The sequence below is a fragment of the Deinococcus sp. LM3 genome, from assembly GCF_002017875.1.
Lineage (GTDB): Bacteria > Deinococcota > Deinococci > Deinococcales > Deinococcaceae > Deinococcus.
In genome coordinates this window covers 1,375,001-1,392,335 of sequence record NZ_MUFV01000001.1, presented here as the reverse complement: position 1 = coordinate 1,392,335, position 17,335 = coordinate 1,375,001, and the positions used below count along the sequence as shown (strand labels likewise).

17 protein-coding genes are annotated in these 17,335 nt (G+C 67.8%); 8 read left to right on the top strand and 9 right to left on the bottom strand.

The window, feature by feature from the left end; genetic code table 11:
* The first annotated feature begins 18 nt into the window (after positions 1–18).
* From dnaN to pyk, 3 genes are all read left to right on the top strand, one after another.
* Complete coding sequence (dnaN, locus tag BXU09_RS06560) at positions 19–1,101, top strand: DNA polymerase III subunit beta (RefSeq protein WP_055362085.1); 1,083 nt, start codon at positions 19–21, stop codon at positions 1,099–1,101.
* Between the two features lie 223 nt (positions 1,102–1,324).
* Positions 1,325–2,593: a phosphopyruvate hydratase gene (gene eno / locus BXU09_RS06555; protein ID WP_078301312.1), complete on the top strand. Its 1,269-nt coding sequence runs from the start codon at positions 1,325–1,327 to the stop codon at positions 2,591–2,593.
* A 67-nt stretch (positions 2,594–2,660) separates the two neighbouring features.
* Positions 2,661–4,088 carry a pyruvate kinase gene (gene pyk / locus BXU09_RS06550; protein ID WP_055362087.1) on the top strand — a complete coding sequence of 476 codons (1,428 nt, stop codon included), beginning with the start codon at positions 2,661–2,663 and terminating at the stop codon, positions 4,086–4,088.
* Positions 4,089–4,568: 480 nt separating this feature from the next.
* Here the strand turns inward: pyk and tyrS are convergent, their stop codons facing one another.
* Positions 4,569–5,813, bottom strand: coding sequence for a tyrosine--tRNA ligase (gene tyrS, locus BXU09_RS06545; protein ID WP_078301310.1), 1,245 nt, complete (start codon positions 5,811–5,813; stop codon positions 4,569–4,571).
* Positions 5,814–5,992: 179 nt separating this feature from the next.
* Here tyrS and BXU09_RS06540 point away from each other — a divergent pair, with 179 nt between their 5' ends.
* The 3 genes from BXU09_RS06540 to BXU09_RS06530 are packed head-to-tail and all read left to right on the top strand — an operon-like array spanning position 5,993 to position 7,868.
* The gene (locus tag BXU09_RS06540; RefSeq protein ID WP_240501053.1) at positions 5,993–6,553 is read left to right on the top strand and encodes an MOSC domain-containing protein; all 561 of its coding nucleotides are present in this window, start codon (positions 5,993–5,995) and stop codon (positions 6,551–6,553) included.
* Between the two features lie 53 nt (positions 6,554–6,606).
* Positions 6,607–7,161 (top strand): YqhA family protein, encoded by a 555-nt coding sequence (locus BXU09_RS06535; RefSeq protein ID WP_078304814.1) that lies wholly within the window; start codon positions 6,607–6,609, stop codon positions 7,159–7,161.
* Positions 7,158–7,868: a tRNA (adenine(22)-N(1))-methyltransferase TrmK gene (locus BXU09_RS06530; RefSeq protein WP_205684165.1), complete on the top strand. Its 711-nt coding sequence runs from the start codon at positions 7,158–7,160 to the stop codon at positions 7,866–7,868. The genes BXU09_RS06535 and BXU09_RS06530 overlap by 4 nt, the downstream gene beginning before the upstream one ends.
* 382 nt (positions 7,869–8,250) lie before the next feature.
* Here the strand turns inward: BXU09_RS06530 and rny are convergent, their stop codons facing one another.
* From rny to rpsF, 6 genes are all read right to left on the bottom strand, one after another.
* Positions 8,251–9,969, bottom strand: coding sequence for a ribonuclease Y (gene rny / locus BXU09_RS06525; protein WP_055362089.1), 1,719 nt, complete (start codon positions 9,967–9,969; stop codon positions 8,251–8,253).
* 272 nt (positions 9,970–10,241) lie between these two features.
* Positions 10,242–10,979: a dienelactone hydrolase family protein gene (locus BXU09_RS06520; protein ID WP_078301305.1), complete on the bottom strand. Its 738-nt coding sequence runs from the start codon at positions 10,977–10,979 to the stop codon at positions 10,242–10,244.
* A gap of 130 nt (positions 10,980–11,109) precedes the next feature.
* Positions 11,110–11,550, bottom strand: coding sequence for a 50S ribosomal protein L9 (gene rplI, locus BXU09_RS06515; protein ID WP_055362091.1), 441 nt, complete (start codon positions 11,548–11,550; stop codon positions 11,110–11,112).
* Between the two features lie 11 nt (positions 11,551–11,561).
* Positions 11,562–11,837, bottom strand: a complete 276-nt coding sequence (rpsR, locus tag BXU09_RS06510; RefSeq protein ID WP_055362092.1) for a 30S ribosomal protein S18 — start codon at positions 11,835–11,837, stop codon at positions 11,562–11,564.
* Positions 11,838–11,896: 59 nt separating this feature from the next.
* Entirely contained in the window at positions 11,897–12,787 is an 891-nt protein-coding gene (locus BXU09_RS06505) for a single-stranded DNA-binding protein (RefSeq protein WP_055362093.1), read from the bottom strand.
* A 149-nt stretch (positions 12,788–12,936) separates the two neighbouring features.
* On the bottom strand, positions 12,937–13,245 hold the full coding sequence (gene rpsF, locus BXU09_RS06500) for a 30S ribosomal protein S6 (RefSeq protein ID WP_055362094.1): 309 nt from the start codon (positions 13,243–13,245) through the stop codon (positions 12,937–12,939).
* Between the two features lie 157 nt (positions 13,246–13,402).
* On the opposite strand from rpsF, the gene BXU09_RS06495 reads away from it, so the two are divergent.
* Entirely contained in the window at positions 13,403–13,894 is a 492-nt protein-coding gene (locus BXU09_RS06495; protein WP_078301303.1) for a hypothetical protein, read from the top strand.
* Entirely contained in the window at positions 13,891–14,862 is a 972-nt protein-coding gene (locus tag BXU09_RS06490; protein ID WP_078301302.1) for a GNAT family N-acetyltransferase, read from the top strand. The genes BXU09_RS06495 and BXU09_RS06490 overlap by 4 nt, the downstream gene beginning before the upstream one ends.
* Positions 14,863–14,931: 69 nt before the next feature.
* Here the strand turns inward: BXU09_RS06490 and BXU09_RS06485 are convergent, their stop codons facing one another.
* Positions 14,932–15,900 (bottom strand): serine/threonine-protein kinase, encoded by a 969-nt coding sequence (locus BXU09_RS06485; RefSeq protein ID WP_078301301.1) that lies wholly within the window; start codon positions 15,898–15,900, stop codon positions 14,932–14,934.
* A 218-nt stretch (positions 15,901–16,118) separates the two neighbouring features.
* Positions 16,119–17,214, bottom strand: a protein-coding gene (gene prfB, locus BXU09_RS06480) for a peptide chain release factor 2 (RefSeq protein ID WP_099748834.1) whose coding sequence is annotated in 2 segments (ribosomal slippage) — positions 16,119–17,168 and positions 17,170–17,214 — 1,095 coding nt in all. Because the reading frame shifts where the segments join, the coding sequence is not laid out codon by codon here.
* Positions 17,215–17,335 lie beyond the last annotated feature (121 nt).

Here is a 17,335-nt window from a genome sequence, read left to right as displayed (position 1 = left end):
CAGACAGAGAGGCATGCCATGAACGTACACGTCACCAAAAAAATTCTCAGTGAGGGGCTCGGTCTTCTCGAACGCGTGGTTCCCAGTCGCAGCAGCAACCCCCTGCTCACGGCCCTGAAAGTCGAGGCGACCGAGGCGGGACTGACCCTCAGCGGCACCAACCTCGAAATCGACCTGTCGTGCTTCGTGCCGGCCGAGGTCCGGAACCCGCAGAACTTCGTGGTTCCCGCCCACCTGTTCGCGCAGATCGTCCGCAACCTGGGCGGCGAACTGGTCGAACTGGAACTCAGTGGCGCGGAACTGGCCGTGCGGGCCGGCGGCTCGGACTTCAAGCTGCAGACCGGCGACCTGGACGCCTACCCGCCCCTGAGCTTCCCCTCGCAGGCCGACGTGAGCCTGGACGCCACGGAACTGGCCCGCGCCTTTTCCAGCGTGCGCTACGCCGCCAGCAACGAGGCTTTCCAGGCCGTGTTCCGGGGTATCAAGCTCGAGCACCGGCCTGAGGGCGCGCGCGTGGTCGCCTCCGACGGCTACCGCGTCGCCATCCGGGATTTCCCGGCCAGTGGAGACGGCCGCAACCTGATCATCCCGGCCCGAAGCGTCGACGAACTGATCCGCGTGCTCAAGGACGGCGAGGCCCGCTTCACGTACGGCGACGGCCTGCTGAGCGTCACGACCGACCGCGTGCACATGAACCTGAAACTGCTCGACGGCGACTTCCCGGATTACGAGCGCGTGATTCCCAAGGACATCAAGTTGCAGGTCACGCTGCCCGCCACCGCCCTGAAGGAGGCCGTGAACCGCGTGGCCGTGCTGGCCGACAAGAATGCCAACAACCGCGTGGAATTCCTGGTGTCCGAGGGCAAGCTGCGTCTGGCGGCCGAGGGCGATTACGGCCGCGCGCAGGACACCCTGGACGTGGTGCAGGGCGGCACCGAGCCCGCCATGAGCCTCGCGTTCAACGCCCGGCATGTCCTCGACGCGCTGGGTCCCATCGAGGGGGAAGCCGAGCTGCTGTTCAGCGGCTCCACGAGCCCCGCCATCTTCCGCGCGGCGGGCGGGGGCGGGTACATGGCGGTCATGGTCACGCTGCGCGTCTGAGGGGCCTGTGGTGGCCCGCACGGACCTGTCATGTGGGCCGCTTCGATCCCAGATGACAGGTTCGCCGGGCGAGGAGCCTCGGGTGGCCGCTTCGACTTAGACCGGGTGTACCGTTCCATGACCTGAGCCGCTTATAGTGTCTGAAGTACACCTACTCGACCGGTGGTCCCGCCACACGGCAGCCCGGCGGCGGGAGGCAACCCCAACCTCGGAGGAATGAGCGATGAAGATTGAGAAAGTGATGGCCCGTGAAGTGCTGGACTCGCGCGGGAACCCCACCGTGGAAGCCGAAGTTCACCTCGACAGCGGTTTTTCCGGCCGCGCGATCGTCCCCTCGGGCGCCAGCACCGGCACCCACGAGGCCCTCGAACTGCGTGACGGCGGCAGCCGTTACCTCGGCAAGGGCGTGCTGAAGGCCGTTCAGAACGTCAACGAGGCCCTCGGGCCGGCCGTGGTCGGCATGGACGCCACCGAGCAGGCCGCCATCGACGCGGCCATGATGGCCGTCGACGGCACCCCCAACAAGGGCAGCATGGGCGGCAACGCCATCCTGGCCGTCAGCCTCGCGACCGCCCGTGCCGCCGCCGCCGAACTGGACATCCCGCTCTACCGCTACCTGGGCGGCAGCAACGCCAAGACCCTGCCAGTCCCGATGATGAACGTCATCAATGGCGGCGCGCACGCCGACAACTCGGTGGACTTCCAGGAGTTCATGGTCATGCCGGTCGGCGCACCCACCTTCCGCGAGGCGCTGCGCTACGGCGCCGAGACCTTCCACAGCCTCAAGAAAGTCCTGTCGGCCAAGGGCTACAACACCAACGTCGGTGACGAGGGCGGCTTCGCCCCCGACCTGAAAAGCAACGAGGAGGCGCTGGACGTGCTGCTCGAGGCGATCGAGAAGGCCGGCTACGAGCCCGGCAAGGACATCGCCATCGCGCTGGACCCGGCCGTGACCGAGCTGTTCAAGGACGGGAAGTACCACCTCGAGTCCGAGGGCCGCGTGCTGAGCACCGCCGAGATGGTGGACTTCTGGGCCGACTGGGCGCAGCGTTACCCGATCGTGAGCATCGAGGACGGCCTCGCCGAGGACGACTGGGACGGCTGGGCCGCCCTGACCGCCAAGATCGGCGACCGCGTGCAGCTGGTCGGTGACGACCTGTTCGTGACCAACCCCGAACGTCTGCAGCGCGGCATCGACACCAAGGTCGGCAACGCCATCCTGGTGAAGGTCAACCAGATCGGCAGCCTGACCGAGTCGATGGACGCCATCGAACTGGCCAAGCGTCACCACTACGGCACGATCATCAGCCACCGCAGCGGCGAGTCCGAGGACGCCTTCATCGCGGATCTGGCGGTCGCCACGAACGCCGGGCAGATCAAGACCGGCTCGGCCAGCCGTTCGGACCGCATCGCCAAGTACAACCAGCTGCTGCGTATCGAGCACGCGCTGGGTGACCGCGCGGTGTATCCGGGCCGTAAAGCCCTGCGTTAAGGGCGTTGCCGGGCGGTGGGGATCATCCTCACCGCCCGGCCTTTCAGGTGATTGGAAAGGATTCCACATGAAACAGATTGACCGCGCCACCAAGATCGTGGCGACCGTCGGCCCCGCCAGCCGCAGCCCGGAAGTCCTGAGCCGCATGATCGACGCGGGCCTGAACGTCGTCCGCATGAACTTCAGCCACGGCGACCGCGAGGACCACCGCCAGACCCTGCAGATGGTCCGTGAACTGGCCGCCAAGAAGGGCGTCACCATCGGCATCCTGCAGGACCTTCAGGGCCCCAAGATCCGCGTGGGTCGCTTCGCGGAGGGCAGCGTCACCCTGGCGCCCGGTGACAAGTTCACCATCACCATGGACGACGTCGAGGGCGACGCCACCCGCGTCGGCACGACCTACAAGGCCCTGATTCACGACGTGACGCCCGGCATGGCCCTGCTGCTCGACGACGGCAACATGGCCCTGCGCGTCGAGGGCGTGCGCGGCAACGACGTGCTGACCACCGTCGTGATCGGCGGCGTCCTGAAGAACAACAAGGGCATCAACGTGCCCGAGGCCGACCTGAGCGTGCCGGCCCTGTCCGAGAAGGACGTGCAGGACATGGAGTTCGGCGCGGAACTGGGCGTGGACTGGGTGGCGCTGAGCTTCGTGCGTTCCCGTGACGACCTGCTGCTGGCCCGGCACTACATGTCCCGTTTCGGTAGCCGCGCCAAGCTGATGGCGAAGATCGAGAAGCCGCAGGCCGTGGACCGCTTCGAGGACATCCTGAAGGAAGTGGACGGCATCATGGTCGCGCGCGGTGACCTGGGCGTCGAGATGCGCCCCGAGCAGGTGCCGACCATCCAGAAACGCATCATCCGCATGTGCCGCGAGGCGGGCAAGCCCGTCATCACGGCCACGCAGATGCTCGAGAGCATGATCAGCCTGCCGCGCCCCACCCGCGCCGAGGCCTCCGACGTGGCGAACGCCATCTACGACGGCACGGACGCCGTGATGCTGTCGGCCGAGTCTGCCGCCGGCCTGTACCCGGTCGAGTCGGTCGCCATGATGGACGCCATCGCCCGTGAAGCCGAGGCCAGCGAGCACTACAAGATGCTCCAGCGTCAGCTGGTGATCGACACGGAACTCGCGCAGGATTCCATCGCGTACGCCGCCTGTAACATCGGCGAGAAGCTGGACTCCCCGGCCATCGTGACCTTCACGAGCACCGGCGGCGCGGCAGCCCGGATTGCCAAGAACCGCCCTCCGCTGGCGATCCTCGCCCTGACGCCCAACGAGACGACCCGCAACCAGCTGGCGCTGTCGTGGGGGGTCGTGCCGGTCCTGAGCGAGGACCCCCGCAACACCGACGACATGGTCCGCATCGCGAACGACGAGCTGCGGCGCAGCGGACTCGCCGAGGTCGGCGACCGCTACGTGATCACGGCTGGCGTGCCGTTCGGCGTGCGCGGCACGACCAACATGCTGCGCGTGGAACGCCTGCGCGAGTAACCGGCGGGACAGCGGGGAGGGGACGCCGGTCATCGTGACTGGCGTCCCCTCCCCGCCTGCGCTGATACGGACTCCGATTGAATGGGCTGCAAAGCCCCTTCAATCCGAGCGGATGCGAGCAGGAGAGAAACGGGTTCCGGACGTGGAGCCGGCAATCCGGTGAAGTTCCGGATTGTTGGCGAAACAAACGGAATCCGTATGACTGGCCGTTCAATCCGCGTGTCCCTGGCATTGGCCGGTGTCAGGGCCGTGTGATGTGGAGGTCAGATTTTTATCCACAGGGACGGGGTTTTTCCACACCCTCCCTGTGGATAAGTCTGTGGGTGCCGCCAGGGTTTTCCCGCCGCCACACACATTCCACAGGCTGCCGGGGTTGTCCACAGCAGCCTGTGCATAACTTTTCGTCGGGCCGGCTTTCTGTCAGGCGGCCGCCGGTGGCGCTGAGAGCCACGTAAAGGCCCCATGAAGGGCCGGGGTGGATCAGGAGCCCAGGATCAGCCGCGCAAAGCGGTCCTTGCCCTTCTGGATGACCGCGCCGCCCTCTGCCGCGAGCTGCTCGCGGGTCAGGCTGCCCTGCGGGTCCGTGAACGGCTCTCCGTTCAGTTTCAGACCCCGGTTCTGCATGAGTTTGCGGGCCGCGCCGTTACTGGGTTCCAGACCGGCCAGCACCACCAGCCGCGCCATGCTGATGCGCTGCGGGTCCACGCTGTCGTTCAGATCGGCCACCGGGACGGTCACGGTCGGGATGTTCTCGGGAATGCCGCCCTTCGCGACGCTGCGGAAGCGCGCCTCGGCGGCCTCCAGGTCCGCGCCGGGATGCAGGGCCGCGACGACCTCGCGCGCCAGTTCGCGGTGCGCGGCGACCGGGTGGCCGGCCAGCAGTTCCTCGATGCGGGGGCGGGGCAGGTCGGTCAGCAGCGTGAAGTAGTTGTCCAGCAGCGGGTCGGGCACCTTCATCAGTCCGGCGAACATGGCGTGCGGTTCGTCGGTCAGGCCGATGTAGTTGTCCAGGCTCTTGGACATCTTCTCGGTGCCGTCCAGGCCGACCAGCAGCGGCAGGGTCATGACGACCTGCGATTCCTGCCCGTAGTCGCGTTGCAGGGCGCGGCCCACCAGGTTGTTGAACAGCTGGTCCGTGCCGCCCAGTTCCACGTCCGCCTCCAGTGCTACCGAGTCGTAGCCCTGCGTAAGCGGGTACAGCAGTTCGTGAACGGCGATGGGCACGCCGCCCTCGAAGCGCTTGCGGAAGTCGTCGCGTTCCATGATCCGCGCGACCGTGTAGCGGCTGGCGAGGCGGATCACGTCGGCGTACCCCATGGGCTCAAGCCACTCGCCGTTGTAGCGGATCTCCAGCACCTCGGGCTCCTGGCGCAGGATCAGGCGGCACTGCTCCAGGTAGCTTTTCGCGTTCTCTCGCGTCTGCTCCAGCGTCAGGGGGGGGCGGGTCTTGCTCTTGCCGCTGGGGTCGCCGATCATCGCGGTAAAGTCGCCGATCAGCATGATGACCTTGTGCCCCAGGTCCTGGAACTGCCGCATCTTGCGCAGGATCACGGCGTGTCCCAGGTGCAGGTCCGGGCGGGTCGGGTCGGCGCCCAGTTTCACGCGCAGCGGCGCACCCTTCTCCAGTTTGCGGCGCAGGTCGTCCTCGGACACCAGGTCCACCACGCCGCGCCTGAGCAGGGCGATCTGCTCGTCAATCGGTACGTTCCAGCGGATTTCACTCATAGGTCACTCCATGAAAGGAGCGGCGCACTCGCTTCTCGCAGGTGCGCCGCTCGGGGTTGGATTTCAGGCTGTCACTGACCCTCCTACCGCTGGCGGCAGGGGAGATACGCACGTCGGGTCAGGTGCCTCACGCCGCCCAGCATAGCAGGCGCGCGGGCCGGCGCTCTAGCATGGCCGGCGTGAAGACCATCCATGAACTGCGCGCCACCTTCCCCCGGCCGGGGCGGGTCGAGTGGATCGGGCTGCGGCCCGCCCGCCGCGCCCCGCTGCTGCAGGTGGCGCAGATCGAGGCGCACCCGCTCGTCGGCCTGATCGGGGATCACGGGAAACTGGCCCCGCCCCGCCTGACGGCCCTGACCGGCGAGGCGGGCGAAACCGGGGTCCGTGCGCCCGCGCCGCCGGTACCGGGCGGGCCGGGGCGGCGGCAGGTGACACTCATCCAGGCCGAGCACCTGCCGGTCATCGCGGCGCTGTGCGGGCGGGCGGAGGTCACGCCGGACCTGCTGCGGCGCAACATCGTGATCAGCCGCATTCCCCTGCTGGCCCTCAAGGACGCCCGCTTCCAGATCGGCGAGGTGATCCTGGAAGGCACGGGCGAATGTCACCCCTGCTCGCGCATGGAAGAAACCCTGGGCGAGGGGGGCTACAACGCCGTACGCGGGCACGGGGGCCTGACCGCCCGCGTCATCCGGGGCGGCCTGATCCGCGAGGGGGACACCCTCACGCCGCTCCTGCCCTGACTCCTGCCATGTGGACTCCCGGCGTGCAGGGCGCGCCCGCTATGCTGGGCGGCATGGCGAAACGTTCCCCCCCGGCCTCCCTCAGCGCCACGCGGCGCCGCACGCTGGCGGGCGCGTTCGGGTTCACGCGCCTGATCGTGGAACTGGGCGTCCTGAGTTCATTCGCGTTCAGTCTGGCGCTGTTCGTGGCCGCGATCGCGCAGGCGTACGTGACCATCCGCGCCGCGCTGGGCCGCCTGGGCGAGGCCGAGACCACCAAGACCCTGATCGTCGCGGCGGTCGAGCAGGCCGACACGCTGCTGGTGGGCGTGGCCCTGCTGATCATCTCGTTCGGATTGCAGGCGCTGTTCGTGGGACGCGTGCAGAACGTCCCGGCGTGGCTGCACATCCGGTCCTTCGACGACCTGAAACAGAAACTGATCGGGATCGTGGTCGTGGCGCTCGCCGTGAACTTCTTCAGCGTCGCGCTGGAATGGAAGGGCGGCACCGACATTCTCGCGTACGGCGCGGCGCTGGCCGCCGTGATCCTGGCAGTGGGCGTGTACTCCGTGATCCTGAGCCGTCAGGGATCCGGGCACCCGGCCCAGGACGCGCCGGATCAGCCGTGACCGGAACTGGCATCACCGCATCTGGCAGGGGCGGGCCTGTTCTGGACGACCGCCTGGAGACGGTCCTGTCGCTGATCCGCGCGGAGTCGCACGCGGACATCGGCAGTGATCACGCGGCCCTGCCGCTGGAACTCGTGCGGCGCGGCCACATCGAACGCGGCGTGATCGTGGAACTGAACCCCGGTCCGCTGGAGAACGCGCGGCAGGCTGTGGCCCGCGCGGACCTGGGCGACCGTCTGGATGTCCGGCACGGCGACGGTCTGACTCCCCTGGCGCCCGGCGAGGTGCCCAGCGTCAGCCTGACCGGCATGGGCGCGCTGACCATGCGCGGCATCCTGGAACGCGGCGCGGCCCGGCGGGTGCATCCGGACGCCGTGGTCGTGCAACCGAACGACAACCCGGCCCCGCTACGCGAGTGGGCGCTCGGGGCCGGGTATCACCTGCGGGCCGAGCGGCTGGCCAGCGGGTACTGGACCTACCCGGTCCTGCGGTTCGAGCGGGCCGACGGCCCCGACCGCGCCTACGAGGGCCTGTCACCCGACGCGGCGCGGCGCTACGGGCCGCTCCTGCTGCGTGAAGGGAGTGCGCTGCTGCGCCGGCAGGTATGGGCGGACGTGACCCGCCTGACCCCGCTGGCCGCGCCGGGCCGCCCGGCTGCGCTGGAACTCGCCACGGCGCACGCGGCGCTGGCGTGGCTGGACGGCTAGCCCTCCCTGGACGCTGGTGCAGAGCGGTAAAACAAAAAACCCGCCCTTCTCGGACGGTGATAAGAAAATGATAGCGCGGAATGCATGGGGTGTCAACTCCATGCATTCGCCCCTAGAAGCAGCGTTCAGGAGCGTGTTTTTTACGCCGCTTCTGTCTGGGGGTGCATAGCCGCAGCGTGGCGTCCGGGGACCAAAACAAAAAACCCGCCTCTCGGGCGGTTATGTCTTAAAGATAGCGCGGTATGCGGCGCTGGTCAAGCTCATGCGGGCCGGCCGGAAAATACTGTCTGGAACGGGTATTTCAGAACCGACGAACGGGCAACATTGCATAGAGGAGGGGGTGGCCCGCCCGCAGCCACCCCCTGTTCCGCGCCGCGCTGCGTTAGCGGGCGACTTCCACGGCGCGGCTTTCACGCACGACGGTCACCTGCACCTGACCGGGGTACTCCATGTCCTGCTCGACGCGACCGGCGATCTCGCGGGCCAGCAGGGTCGCCTGGGCGTCCGTGACCTTCTCCGGCTGCACGATCACGCGCACCTCGCGCCCGGCCTGGATGGCGTAGGCCTGCTGCACGCCGGGGAACGACACGGCGATCTGCTCCAGTTGCTCCAGGCGGCGCACGTACGATTCGAGTTCCTCGCGTCGCGCGCCGGGCCTCGCGGCGCTGATGGCGTCGGCGGCGGCGACCAGCACCGAGTACAGCGTCTCGCCGTTCTCCGGGTCGTGGTGGTGCGCGATGGCGTCGATGACCTCGTGCGGTTCGCCGAAGCGCTTGGCGAGGTTGATGCCGATGTCCACGTGCGTGCCGTCGATCTCGCGGTCGATGCTCTTGCCCACGTCGTGCATCAGCCCGGCGCGACGGGCCATGCCGGCGTCCAGGCCCAGCTCGCCGGCCATGATGCCGGTCAGGTGCGCCACCTGAATGGAGTGCTTCAGGACGTTCTGTCCGTAACTGGTGCGGAAGTACATGCGGCCCAGCAGCTGCACCAGCCCCGGCTTGATGCCCACCACGCCCGCCTCGATGGCGGCTTCCTCACCCTGGGCGTGCATGAAGGTCTTCATCTCCTCCTGCGCCTTGTGCACCATCTCCTCGATGCGGGTCGGGTGGATGCGGCCGTCGGCGACCAGGGCGTCCAGCACGTGCTTGGCGACCTCGCGGCGCACCGGGTTGAAGCTCGACAGGATCACCGCTTCCGGCGTGTCGTCGATGATCAGGTCCACGCCGGTCAGGGCCTCGAAGGCGCGGATGTTGCGGCCCTCGCGGCCGATCAGGCGGCCCTTCATGGCGTCGTTCGGGATGGGCACCACCGACACGCTCAGCGCCGCGCTGGTCTCGGAGGCGCTGCGCTGGATGGCCTGCGCGATCACGTGCCGCGCCGTGCGCCGTGCGTCGGCCGAGGCGCGTTCCTGCATGGCCTTCACGCGGATGGCCTTCTCCTCTTCCAGTTCGGCGTCCAGTCGGCCCAGGATCTCCTCGCGGGCCGCCTCGGGCGACAGGTTCGCCACCTCGAACAGTTTCAGGTCGGCCTGATGCAGCCGCGCCGTGATCTCGGCCTCGTGGTCGGTCAGGGTGCGGCTGCGTTCCTCCAGGCGGTCCTCGAGGGCGTCGAGTTTCTCGCCGCGCGCGTCGAGTTGCTCGGCGCGGCGGTTCAGCCGCTCGATCTCCCGTTTGAGTTCGTCGCGTTCCCGCCGCGTTTCCTGACGGTCGCTGCTCAGGGCCTCGCGTTCCCGCGCGGCGTCCTGCTTGGCCTGCGCCCGCTCGGCCTCGACCTGGGCGCGCAGGGCCGCGATCTGCTCACGCTGGCTGTTCAGCTGCTCACGCTGACCGTCGAGCTGGGCGAGTTGCACGCCTGCCTGCGCCTCGCGGTCGGCGGCTTCCTGTGTCCTTCTTCCGGCGTCCTGTCTGGCCTGGTCGGCCTGTTCCCTGATGCGCTGCGCGTCCGCCTCGGCCTGCGCGCGAATCCGCTGCGCCTCGGCGCTGGCTTCCCGCTGCAGCCGGTCGTCCACCTCGGCCCGCTGGCGCGCGCCGCGTGACTGCCCTCCCAGGAATCCTCCGACCAGACCGATCAGGAGCGCCACAATGATCCAGATCATCGTCACGTTCAGCTCCTTTTCGGGTTTACGAGAAGTGGTGGTCACCACTCCCTGACATTGGTGTTGAAAAACGAACGCCACCTTGCCGGGACGTTCGGCCCGCAGTGTAGCTCCAAAGCTGACGCGCGCGCAGAGCCCGCGCATCCGGCCCCCCGCGCCCCGGGTCCGGGCCGGGCGGCAGAAGGCGGATTCCAGGGTTACGCACCTGGAATCCGCCTTCTGTAAAGCGGGTGTTCGCCGCTGCTGGGTTCAGCCGCACCCTCCGGGCGGCACCCTGGTTACTTCAGCCACTCCCGGAAGTACGCGAGCATGTCGCGCCGCGCGTCCCGGCTGGCGGGCGTGTCGGTCAGGCGACCTCCGCTCAGCAGGAACCCGTGCGGTTCGCCCTGGTACACGCTGAGTTTGAAGGTCTTGCTGGCGGCGTCCAGTTTCTGCGCGTAGGCGTAGATGCCGGCCACGGGACTGGGCACGTCCCTGGTGCCGTGAATGATCAGCATGGGCGTGCTCAGGTCGCCGATCAGGGCGGTGGGGGCCTGCGGTTTGGCGGCCGTGCCGCCCTGATCCGGGAACCCGTACCACGCGACGCCCGCCTTGAACTGCCTGAGCTGCGGTTGCAGCAGCATGGTGTAGCGTCCGCCCGCGCAGAAGCCGGTCAGGCCGACGGCGTTCATGTTCACGTCGCCGCGCGCGCCCAGGAATTTCAGTCCGTCCTCGACCAGGGTTTTCACGGTGGCGTCGCTGGGTTCCCGCTCGAAGGTCTGCCAGCCCAGCGCCAGGGTCACGTACCCGGCGGCGGCCATCTCGTCCACCAGGTCCCTGTAGCCCTGTTCCAGCCCGTTGAAGGAGTGCAGGAGAATCACGGCGGGTCTGGGCGTGGCGCTGGCGGGCGCGGCGAGGTAGCTCTGGTAGGCGCGTCCGCCGCTGGTCACGGCGACGTCGGCCCCCTTGACCGCCTGGCCCAGCGCGAGAGACGACAGCAGCAGGGCCGAGGTGGACAGCAGGTGCTTGAGCATCATGGAACCTCCGCCCCCACCGTAAGCCCGTGGCGAGGTGGGGCGGGGTGTGCGGGGTCGCAGAGACGGCCCGTCTAGAGAGGCCACAGAAAACCCCCGCCGGAAAGGCGGGGGCTGATCACACGGGGTGTGATTACTTCGAGGCGTGAACCACGAGTTTCATGGGGATGGTGACTTCGGGGTGGGCGCGGTAGGCAATGTCGTACTCGCCGATTTCCTTGACGGTTTTCGGCATGTCGATCTTGCGCTTGTCCACGTCGAAGCCCAGCTTGTCCAGGCTGCCGGCCACGTCGGCGTGGGTCACGGCGCCGTAGATCTTGCCTTCGCCGGCGCGCACGCTGAGTTCAACGGCGACGCCGTTCAGGCGGCTGGCGAGGTCCTCGGCGGCGGCTTTTTCCTGCGCCAGGACTTTCTGGCGGGAGCGGACGCGCGCTTCGAGGCTTTTCATGTTGCTGCTGGTGGCGGGCGCGACGATTCCCTGGGGAATCAGCCAGTTACGGGCGTAGCCGTCCTTGACGATCACGATGTCGCCGGTTTTGCCCAGCTTGCCGGGTTCAAGAAGAATCACTTGCATGCGTATTCTCCTTATTTCCGGACGAGCTTCTCGGTGTAGGGCAGCAGGGCCAGCTGGCGGGCGATCTTGATCGTCTGCGCAATGCGGCGCTGGTGCTTGGCCGAGAGGCCCGTGCGGCGGCGAGGGAGGATTTTGCCCGTGTCACTGACGAAACGGCGCAGCATCTTCACGTCTTTGTAATCGGTGATTTCCAGTTCTCCGATGGAGAAAGGATCGACCTTCGGCTTGCGGGGACGCTTGGGTCCCTTGCCGCGCGGTTTGCGCTCGGCGTTGCTGGATTGGGTCATGTTGGTGTCCTTAAATCTGCGTTCCTACGCCCGGGAAAAGGTCCCTTGCGGGGTGGGGTTCAGAACGGCAGGTCTTCTTCTTCCGGTGGGAAATCGTCGAGACCTTGGTCAATATCTAAGCCGCCCGAACGGTTCCCCGTGTTCGCCGCCCGGCTGGGAGCGTAGCCGCTCTGCTGGGGGCGCGCCGCACTGCTCGCGGTCTGCGTGCGAGGTCCGGCGGGGGTGGCTGCAGGGTTACCGGCGCCTGCGCCTCGGGACAGGGCTTCGACTCGCGTCGCCTCTACTTTGGTGGAGTTGCGTTTGTTACCGTCGCGGTCGGTCCACGCTTCGTTGACCAGTCTTCCCTGCACGAGCACGGGGTCCCCCTTGCGGAGTTCTTTCATGCTCTCGGCCAGTTCACGCCACAGCGTGACATCAATCCAGTGGGTTTTCTCCTGCTTCTGTCCCTGACGGTCGTTCCAGGTCTCGTTCACGGCCAGGCCGAGTCCGAGCACGGCGTCGCCGGCGGGGGTGTAGCGCAGTTCGGGGTCGCGGACGACGTTCCCGATGAGAATCACTTCGTTCATGCCGCTGCCCATGCGTACGCCGCCTCCGGCGTCCTGCACGAGTTCCGGGGCGTAGCCGAGCTGCTCCATACGGAGCGACTTGACGCGCACCATGCTGCGTTTGCCGCCTTCGGGCGCTTCCCACTGGCTGTATTCCAGGCTGCCCTCGACCATCACGGCGTCGCCGCCTTTCAGGTTCCGTTCGGCCTGCCACTCGGCGGGTTTGCCGAGAATGGACACGCGGTGATACCAGGGGAGTTTGCGTTCACGTCCGTCGTTGCCGACGATGTGGTCTTCTCCGGCCACGGTGGCCTCGAACACGGCGGTCCCGTTGGGGGTGTAGCGCAGTTCGGGGTCGCGGGCGAGTGCGCCGATCAGGTAAACGTGGTTCATGCCTCGGGCCATGACTGGGTCTCCTTTGTTGCTGGCTGAATCCTGGGACGGTCGGTCCTGGGGGTTCGTACTGGGGGCTTGGGGGGTTGCTGGCGTGTTGACCCTTGCGGGTGACCGTACTGTAACAGTGCCGAGCCTTTTACGTCAATAGCGTAAAGGGATCAGGCCTTCTTGGTCTTCCATTCCGGGCGGTCCTTGACCACCAGGACGCGGCGCACGTGGTCACGCAGACGCAGCGTGGAAGCGATGTCCTTCTCCGGGTTGCCGCTGCCCTTGATGGTGTACATCAGGTAGTAGCCCTCGCGGTCCTTGTTCACGGCGTAGGCGAGGCGGCGGTTGCCGAGCTCGTCAAGGCCAGCGATCTCGCTCCCGGCGTTCTTCACGGTGGTCTCGATGTAGTCCTTCTCGATGCTCACCTGCTCGGCGCTGAGGTTGGGGTTCAGGATCAGGTTCAGGTCGTACTGGTTCATAGTTCACCTCCTTGTCGCCGCTCGCAGGCAGGGTCCACTGACAAGGGTCAGGCCTCGCCGGGCAGCGCAACTCACCACATTACCAGAGTCCGCGCAGGGTTTCCAGAGGTCAGGTGGCGCATCCCCCGGCAGGGGCCGGGCCGGTACGATCAGGGGCATGACCGACACCCCACAGCACGCCCTGGACGGCATCCTGGACATCCTGCGCGAGGCCGTGGAAGGCGGGCAGCCCGGCCAGGGCACCGCCTTTCTGGACGGCACGAACGCCGACGGCACGGGCAACCACGGCCTGCTGGCGACCCTGGATGCCCTGAGTGCCGAACAGGCCAGCCGCGACATTCACGGCGCGACCGTGGCCGGACAGGCGCGGCACACGGCCTTCCATCTGGAGGTCGTGGTGCGCTGGGAGGGGGGTGAACGCGGCCCCTTCGACTGGCAGGGCAGCTTCCAGCCCGCGCAGGTCACCCCTGAGGAGTGGGACGCCCTGCGGGCCCGCGTCCGGACTGCCTACGAGGGGCTGGTGGCCTTCGTGGGTACTCAGCGCGACCAGCCCGTGACCGGCGACGCCACGGGCGGCCTGAGCGGCGCGGCCGCGCACGTCGCCTATCACCTGGGCGCCATCCGGCAACTCGTGAAGGCGCTGGCATGACGGACCTGCGCTCCTTCACCCCGGCCGACGCGGACGCCTTCGCCGCCCTGCAACTCGCGGCACTCGGCCGCGCCGGAAGCGGCGAGGACCTGCTGGCCGCCGACGCCCGACGCCCACCCACCGACCTGCTGCGCCGACAGCTGCTGGTCTCGGCAGACGGTGAGGTCCTGGGTGCCACGCAGCTTCAGACCTGGGCCTTCTCGCCGCCCGGTTTCCTGCACGCGCAGCTGATGGTGCACCCGCATGCACGCGGGCAGGGGCACGGCAGCGCGCTGTGGCAGGACCTGCTGGCCGCCGCGCGCCAGGCCGGAGCGCGCGGACTGCACACCGACGTGCCCGACCCGGACCCCGCCGACCGCGACTGGGCGGCGCGGCGGGGCTTTACCGTGCAGGCCCACCGCTTCGCCTCGCAGCTGGACCTGACCCGTTTCGACCCCGCCGCCTTCGAGCCGCAGCGGCAGGCAGCGCAGGCGCAGGGCGTGACCTTCACTGACCTGAGCAGCACTGACCTGAGCGGCACCGACCTGAGCAGTGCAGATGGGACTACCCTGGACCGCTACCTGAACTTCGTGGCCGACCGTCTGATCGAAACCCCGGACCTTGCCGGACACCCCCGCTGGCCGCTGACGCAGGTGCGCGAGATCCTGCGCCTGGACCACGATCCCCGGCCCGACTGGCTGGTCCTGGCCATCGGTCCGGATGGCGAGTGGCTGGGCACCAGCGCCATGATCCGGTTCCGCAGCCTGCCGTTCGCGTACAACGAACTGACCGCCCTGCACCCGCAGGCGCGCGGACGGGGGCTGGCACTGCCCCTGAAACTGCAGGTGATCGAACGGGCGCGGCGTGAGGGGTTCACGACCATGCGCACCAACAACCACTCCCTGAACGCGCCCATGCTGGCCGTGAACCGCCGCCTGGGCTTCGTGCAGCAGGCCGGACGCTTCGAGATGCACCGGCCGCTGCCCTGAACGATTCATACGGACTCCGATTGAATGGGTTGCAAAACCCGTATCAGTCCGGAGCGTTCAACCGGGCGCCTACTTGCGGCGTTTGAAGGGATTCCAGCGGGAGCCGCCGTCCTCCCTGGCCGCTTCGGGCGTCACGGCCGCCGCCACGGCTGGCTTGACCGGCGGCCCGTGACGGCCCACCAGGCGGGCCGCCGGTTCCGGGGCCTTCTCGTCGGTCTCGTAGACCTCGTCGGCAGGCGTCTCTCCCAGCGCGGTCAGCAGGGCGCGGCGCAGCGCGTCGGCGGTGGGGCGCTCACCCGTGCGTTTGGCCAGGGCCAGTTCGGCCAGCCGCGCCACGTTGCGCGGCACCTGCGGGTTCAGGTGCGCCAGCGGCGGCGGGAAGCGCGTCAGGTGCGCCACCATCAGCTCCTCGTAGGTGTTGCCGTGGTAGGGCCGCTCGCCGCTCAGGAGTTCGTACGCCAGGATGCCCAGGCTGTACACGTCGCTGGCGGCGCTGCTGCTCTCGCCGTGGTAGATCTCGGGCGCCATGTAGTACGGACTGCCGCTGACCTTGCCGCCCTGCGCCAGGAAGTACGTGTTCCCCAGGTCGCCCAGCGCGGCGCGGCCTTCTGTGTTCACGTACACGTTCTGCGCCTTCACGTCCTGGTGCACGGCCCCCAGGTGGTGCAGGTAGGCCAGGGCCGACGCCACGTCCGCCAGGATCCGCAGGGCTCCCTCCAGGGTCAGGGGCGTACCGTCGCGCTGCAACTGCTCGCTCAGCGCGCCGTCCGGGTAGTACTGCACGGCCAGGAAGGCCTGCGGTCCGAACGGCGTTCCCCCGAAGCCCTGCACCAGGTGCGGATGCCGGAACTGGAGGGTCAGGCGCACCTCGTTCCCGAACAGTTCCGCCGAGTCCTGCACGGCCAGCGTCTCGGCGTGCGGGATCTTCACGGCGACCTGCTGACCACGGGGATCGGTGGCGAGACGGACCAGGGACGTGTTCCCACGACCGATCACGCGGTGCAGGGTGTAGGTGGACAGGGTGTTCTGATCAGGCATGGGCAGGGGGCAACTCGGGAAATCTGAAAAGAGGGACAGGGCCAGGAGCGGGGAACGTCAGGTACAGCGTAAAGCCCTGCGGCTGATCCGAGGCTGACACAGAACTTCCCTGAACGTTGCATGAACTACAGTGCGAACCCCCTGGCGTCCCGCTGCCCGGCTCTGCAGAAACGCGGCGTCGCCGGGGCGCGCCGCATTCCGACAGGACCGGTGTGTCGTTACTCGTCGTCTCCGCTTTCCTCGGCGACGCGTTTTCCGGCCAGCCACTCCAGACCGGCCCACATCAGGTCGTCCAGGTCGCCGTCCAGCACGTCGGCGGGGTTGTGTTTCATGACGCCCGTGCGGTGGTCCTTGATGTACTGCTTGTCCAGCACGTACGAGCGGATCTGCGATCCCCACTCGATCTTCTTCTGCTCGCCGCGCGCCTTGGCTTCCTCGTCCTCGCGTTTCTTGACCTCGATGTCGTACAGACGCTGCTTGAGGATCTGCAGGGCGATCTCGTGGTTCTTGATCTGAGACCGCGTCTGCTGCGACGCCACGGCCAGACCGGTCGGAAGGTGGGTCAGTCGCACGGCCGAGTCGGTGGTGTTCACGCCCTGACCCCCGGCACCCTGCGAACGGAACACGTCGCGGCGCAGGTCACTGTCCGGAATGTGGATGTTGATCTCCTCGACCGGAACTTCCGGGACCACGTCCACCGACGCGAACGACGTGTGGCGGCGGTTGTTGCTGTCGAACGGCGACACGCGCACCAGCCGGTGGACGCCGTGTTCGGGCAGCATCATGCCGAAGGCCTTGTCGCCACGGATGATGAATTCGCTGCTGATCACGCCGGCCTGCTCACCGTCCACCTGATCGATCAAGTCGACCTTGTAGCCGCGCCGCTCGGCCCAGCGCATGAACATGCGGGTCAACATGCCGGCCCAGTCCATGCTCTCGGTGCCGCCCGCGCCGCTCTTGACGCGCACGATGGCCGAGGTGTCGGCGTGCTTCATGGTGAACAGCGTCTCACGGTACAGGTCATCCACGCGTTTCTGGATGCTCTCCTGTTCCTCCATGAGCATCTCGCGTTCGTCGGCGTCGGCCATCTCCAGCATCTCGCTGAGGCCCTGCGCGTCGGATTCCAGGCTGGTGTAGCCCTCGACGATCCGGCGGACCGTGCCGGCTTCCTGCGTGACCTGCCGCGCGCGGGCGGCGTTGTTCCACAGCTCCGGATCCCCGAGTTCGCGGTCCAGTTCGTTCAGTTTGCGTGCTTTGCCGGGAATGTCAAAGGTACTCCCGGAGCGACGCCAGTTTTTCCAGTAGTTCCTGCATGGACGTGCCTCCCTTCCGCCGCGACCCGTTGAGCGGGGGGCGGGTTCATCTGCCAAGAGAACAGTATAGGGAGCTGGAAGGTGGGAAACAGGAAGCGGGGCCTGGGAGGCAGTAGGCAGTA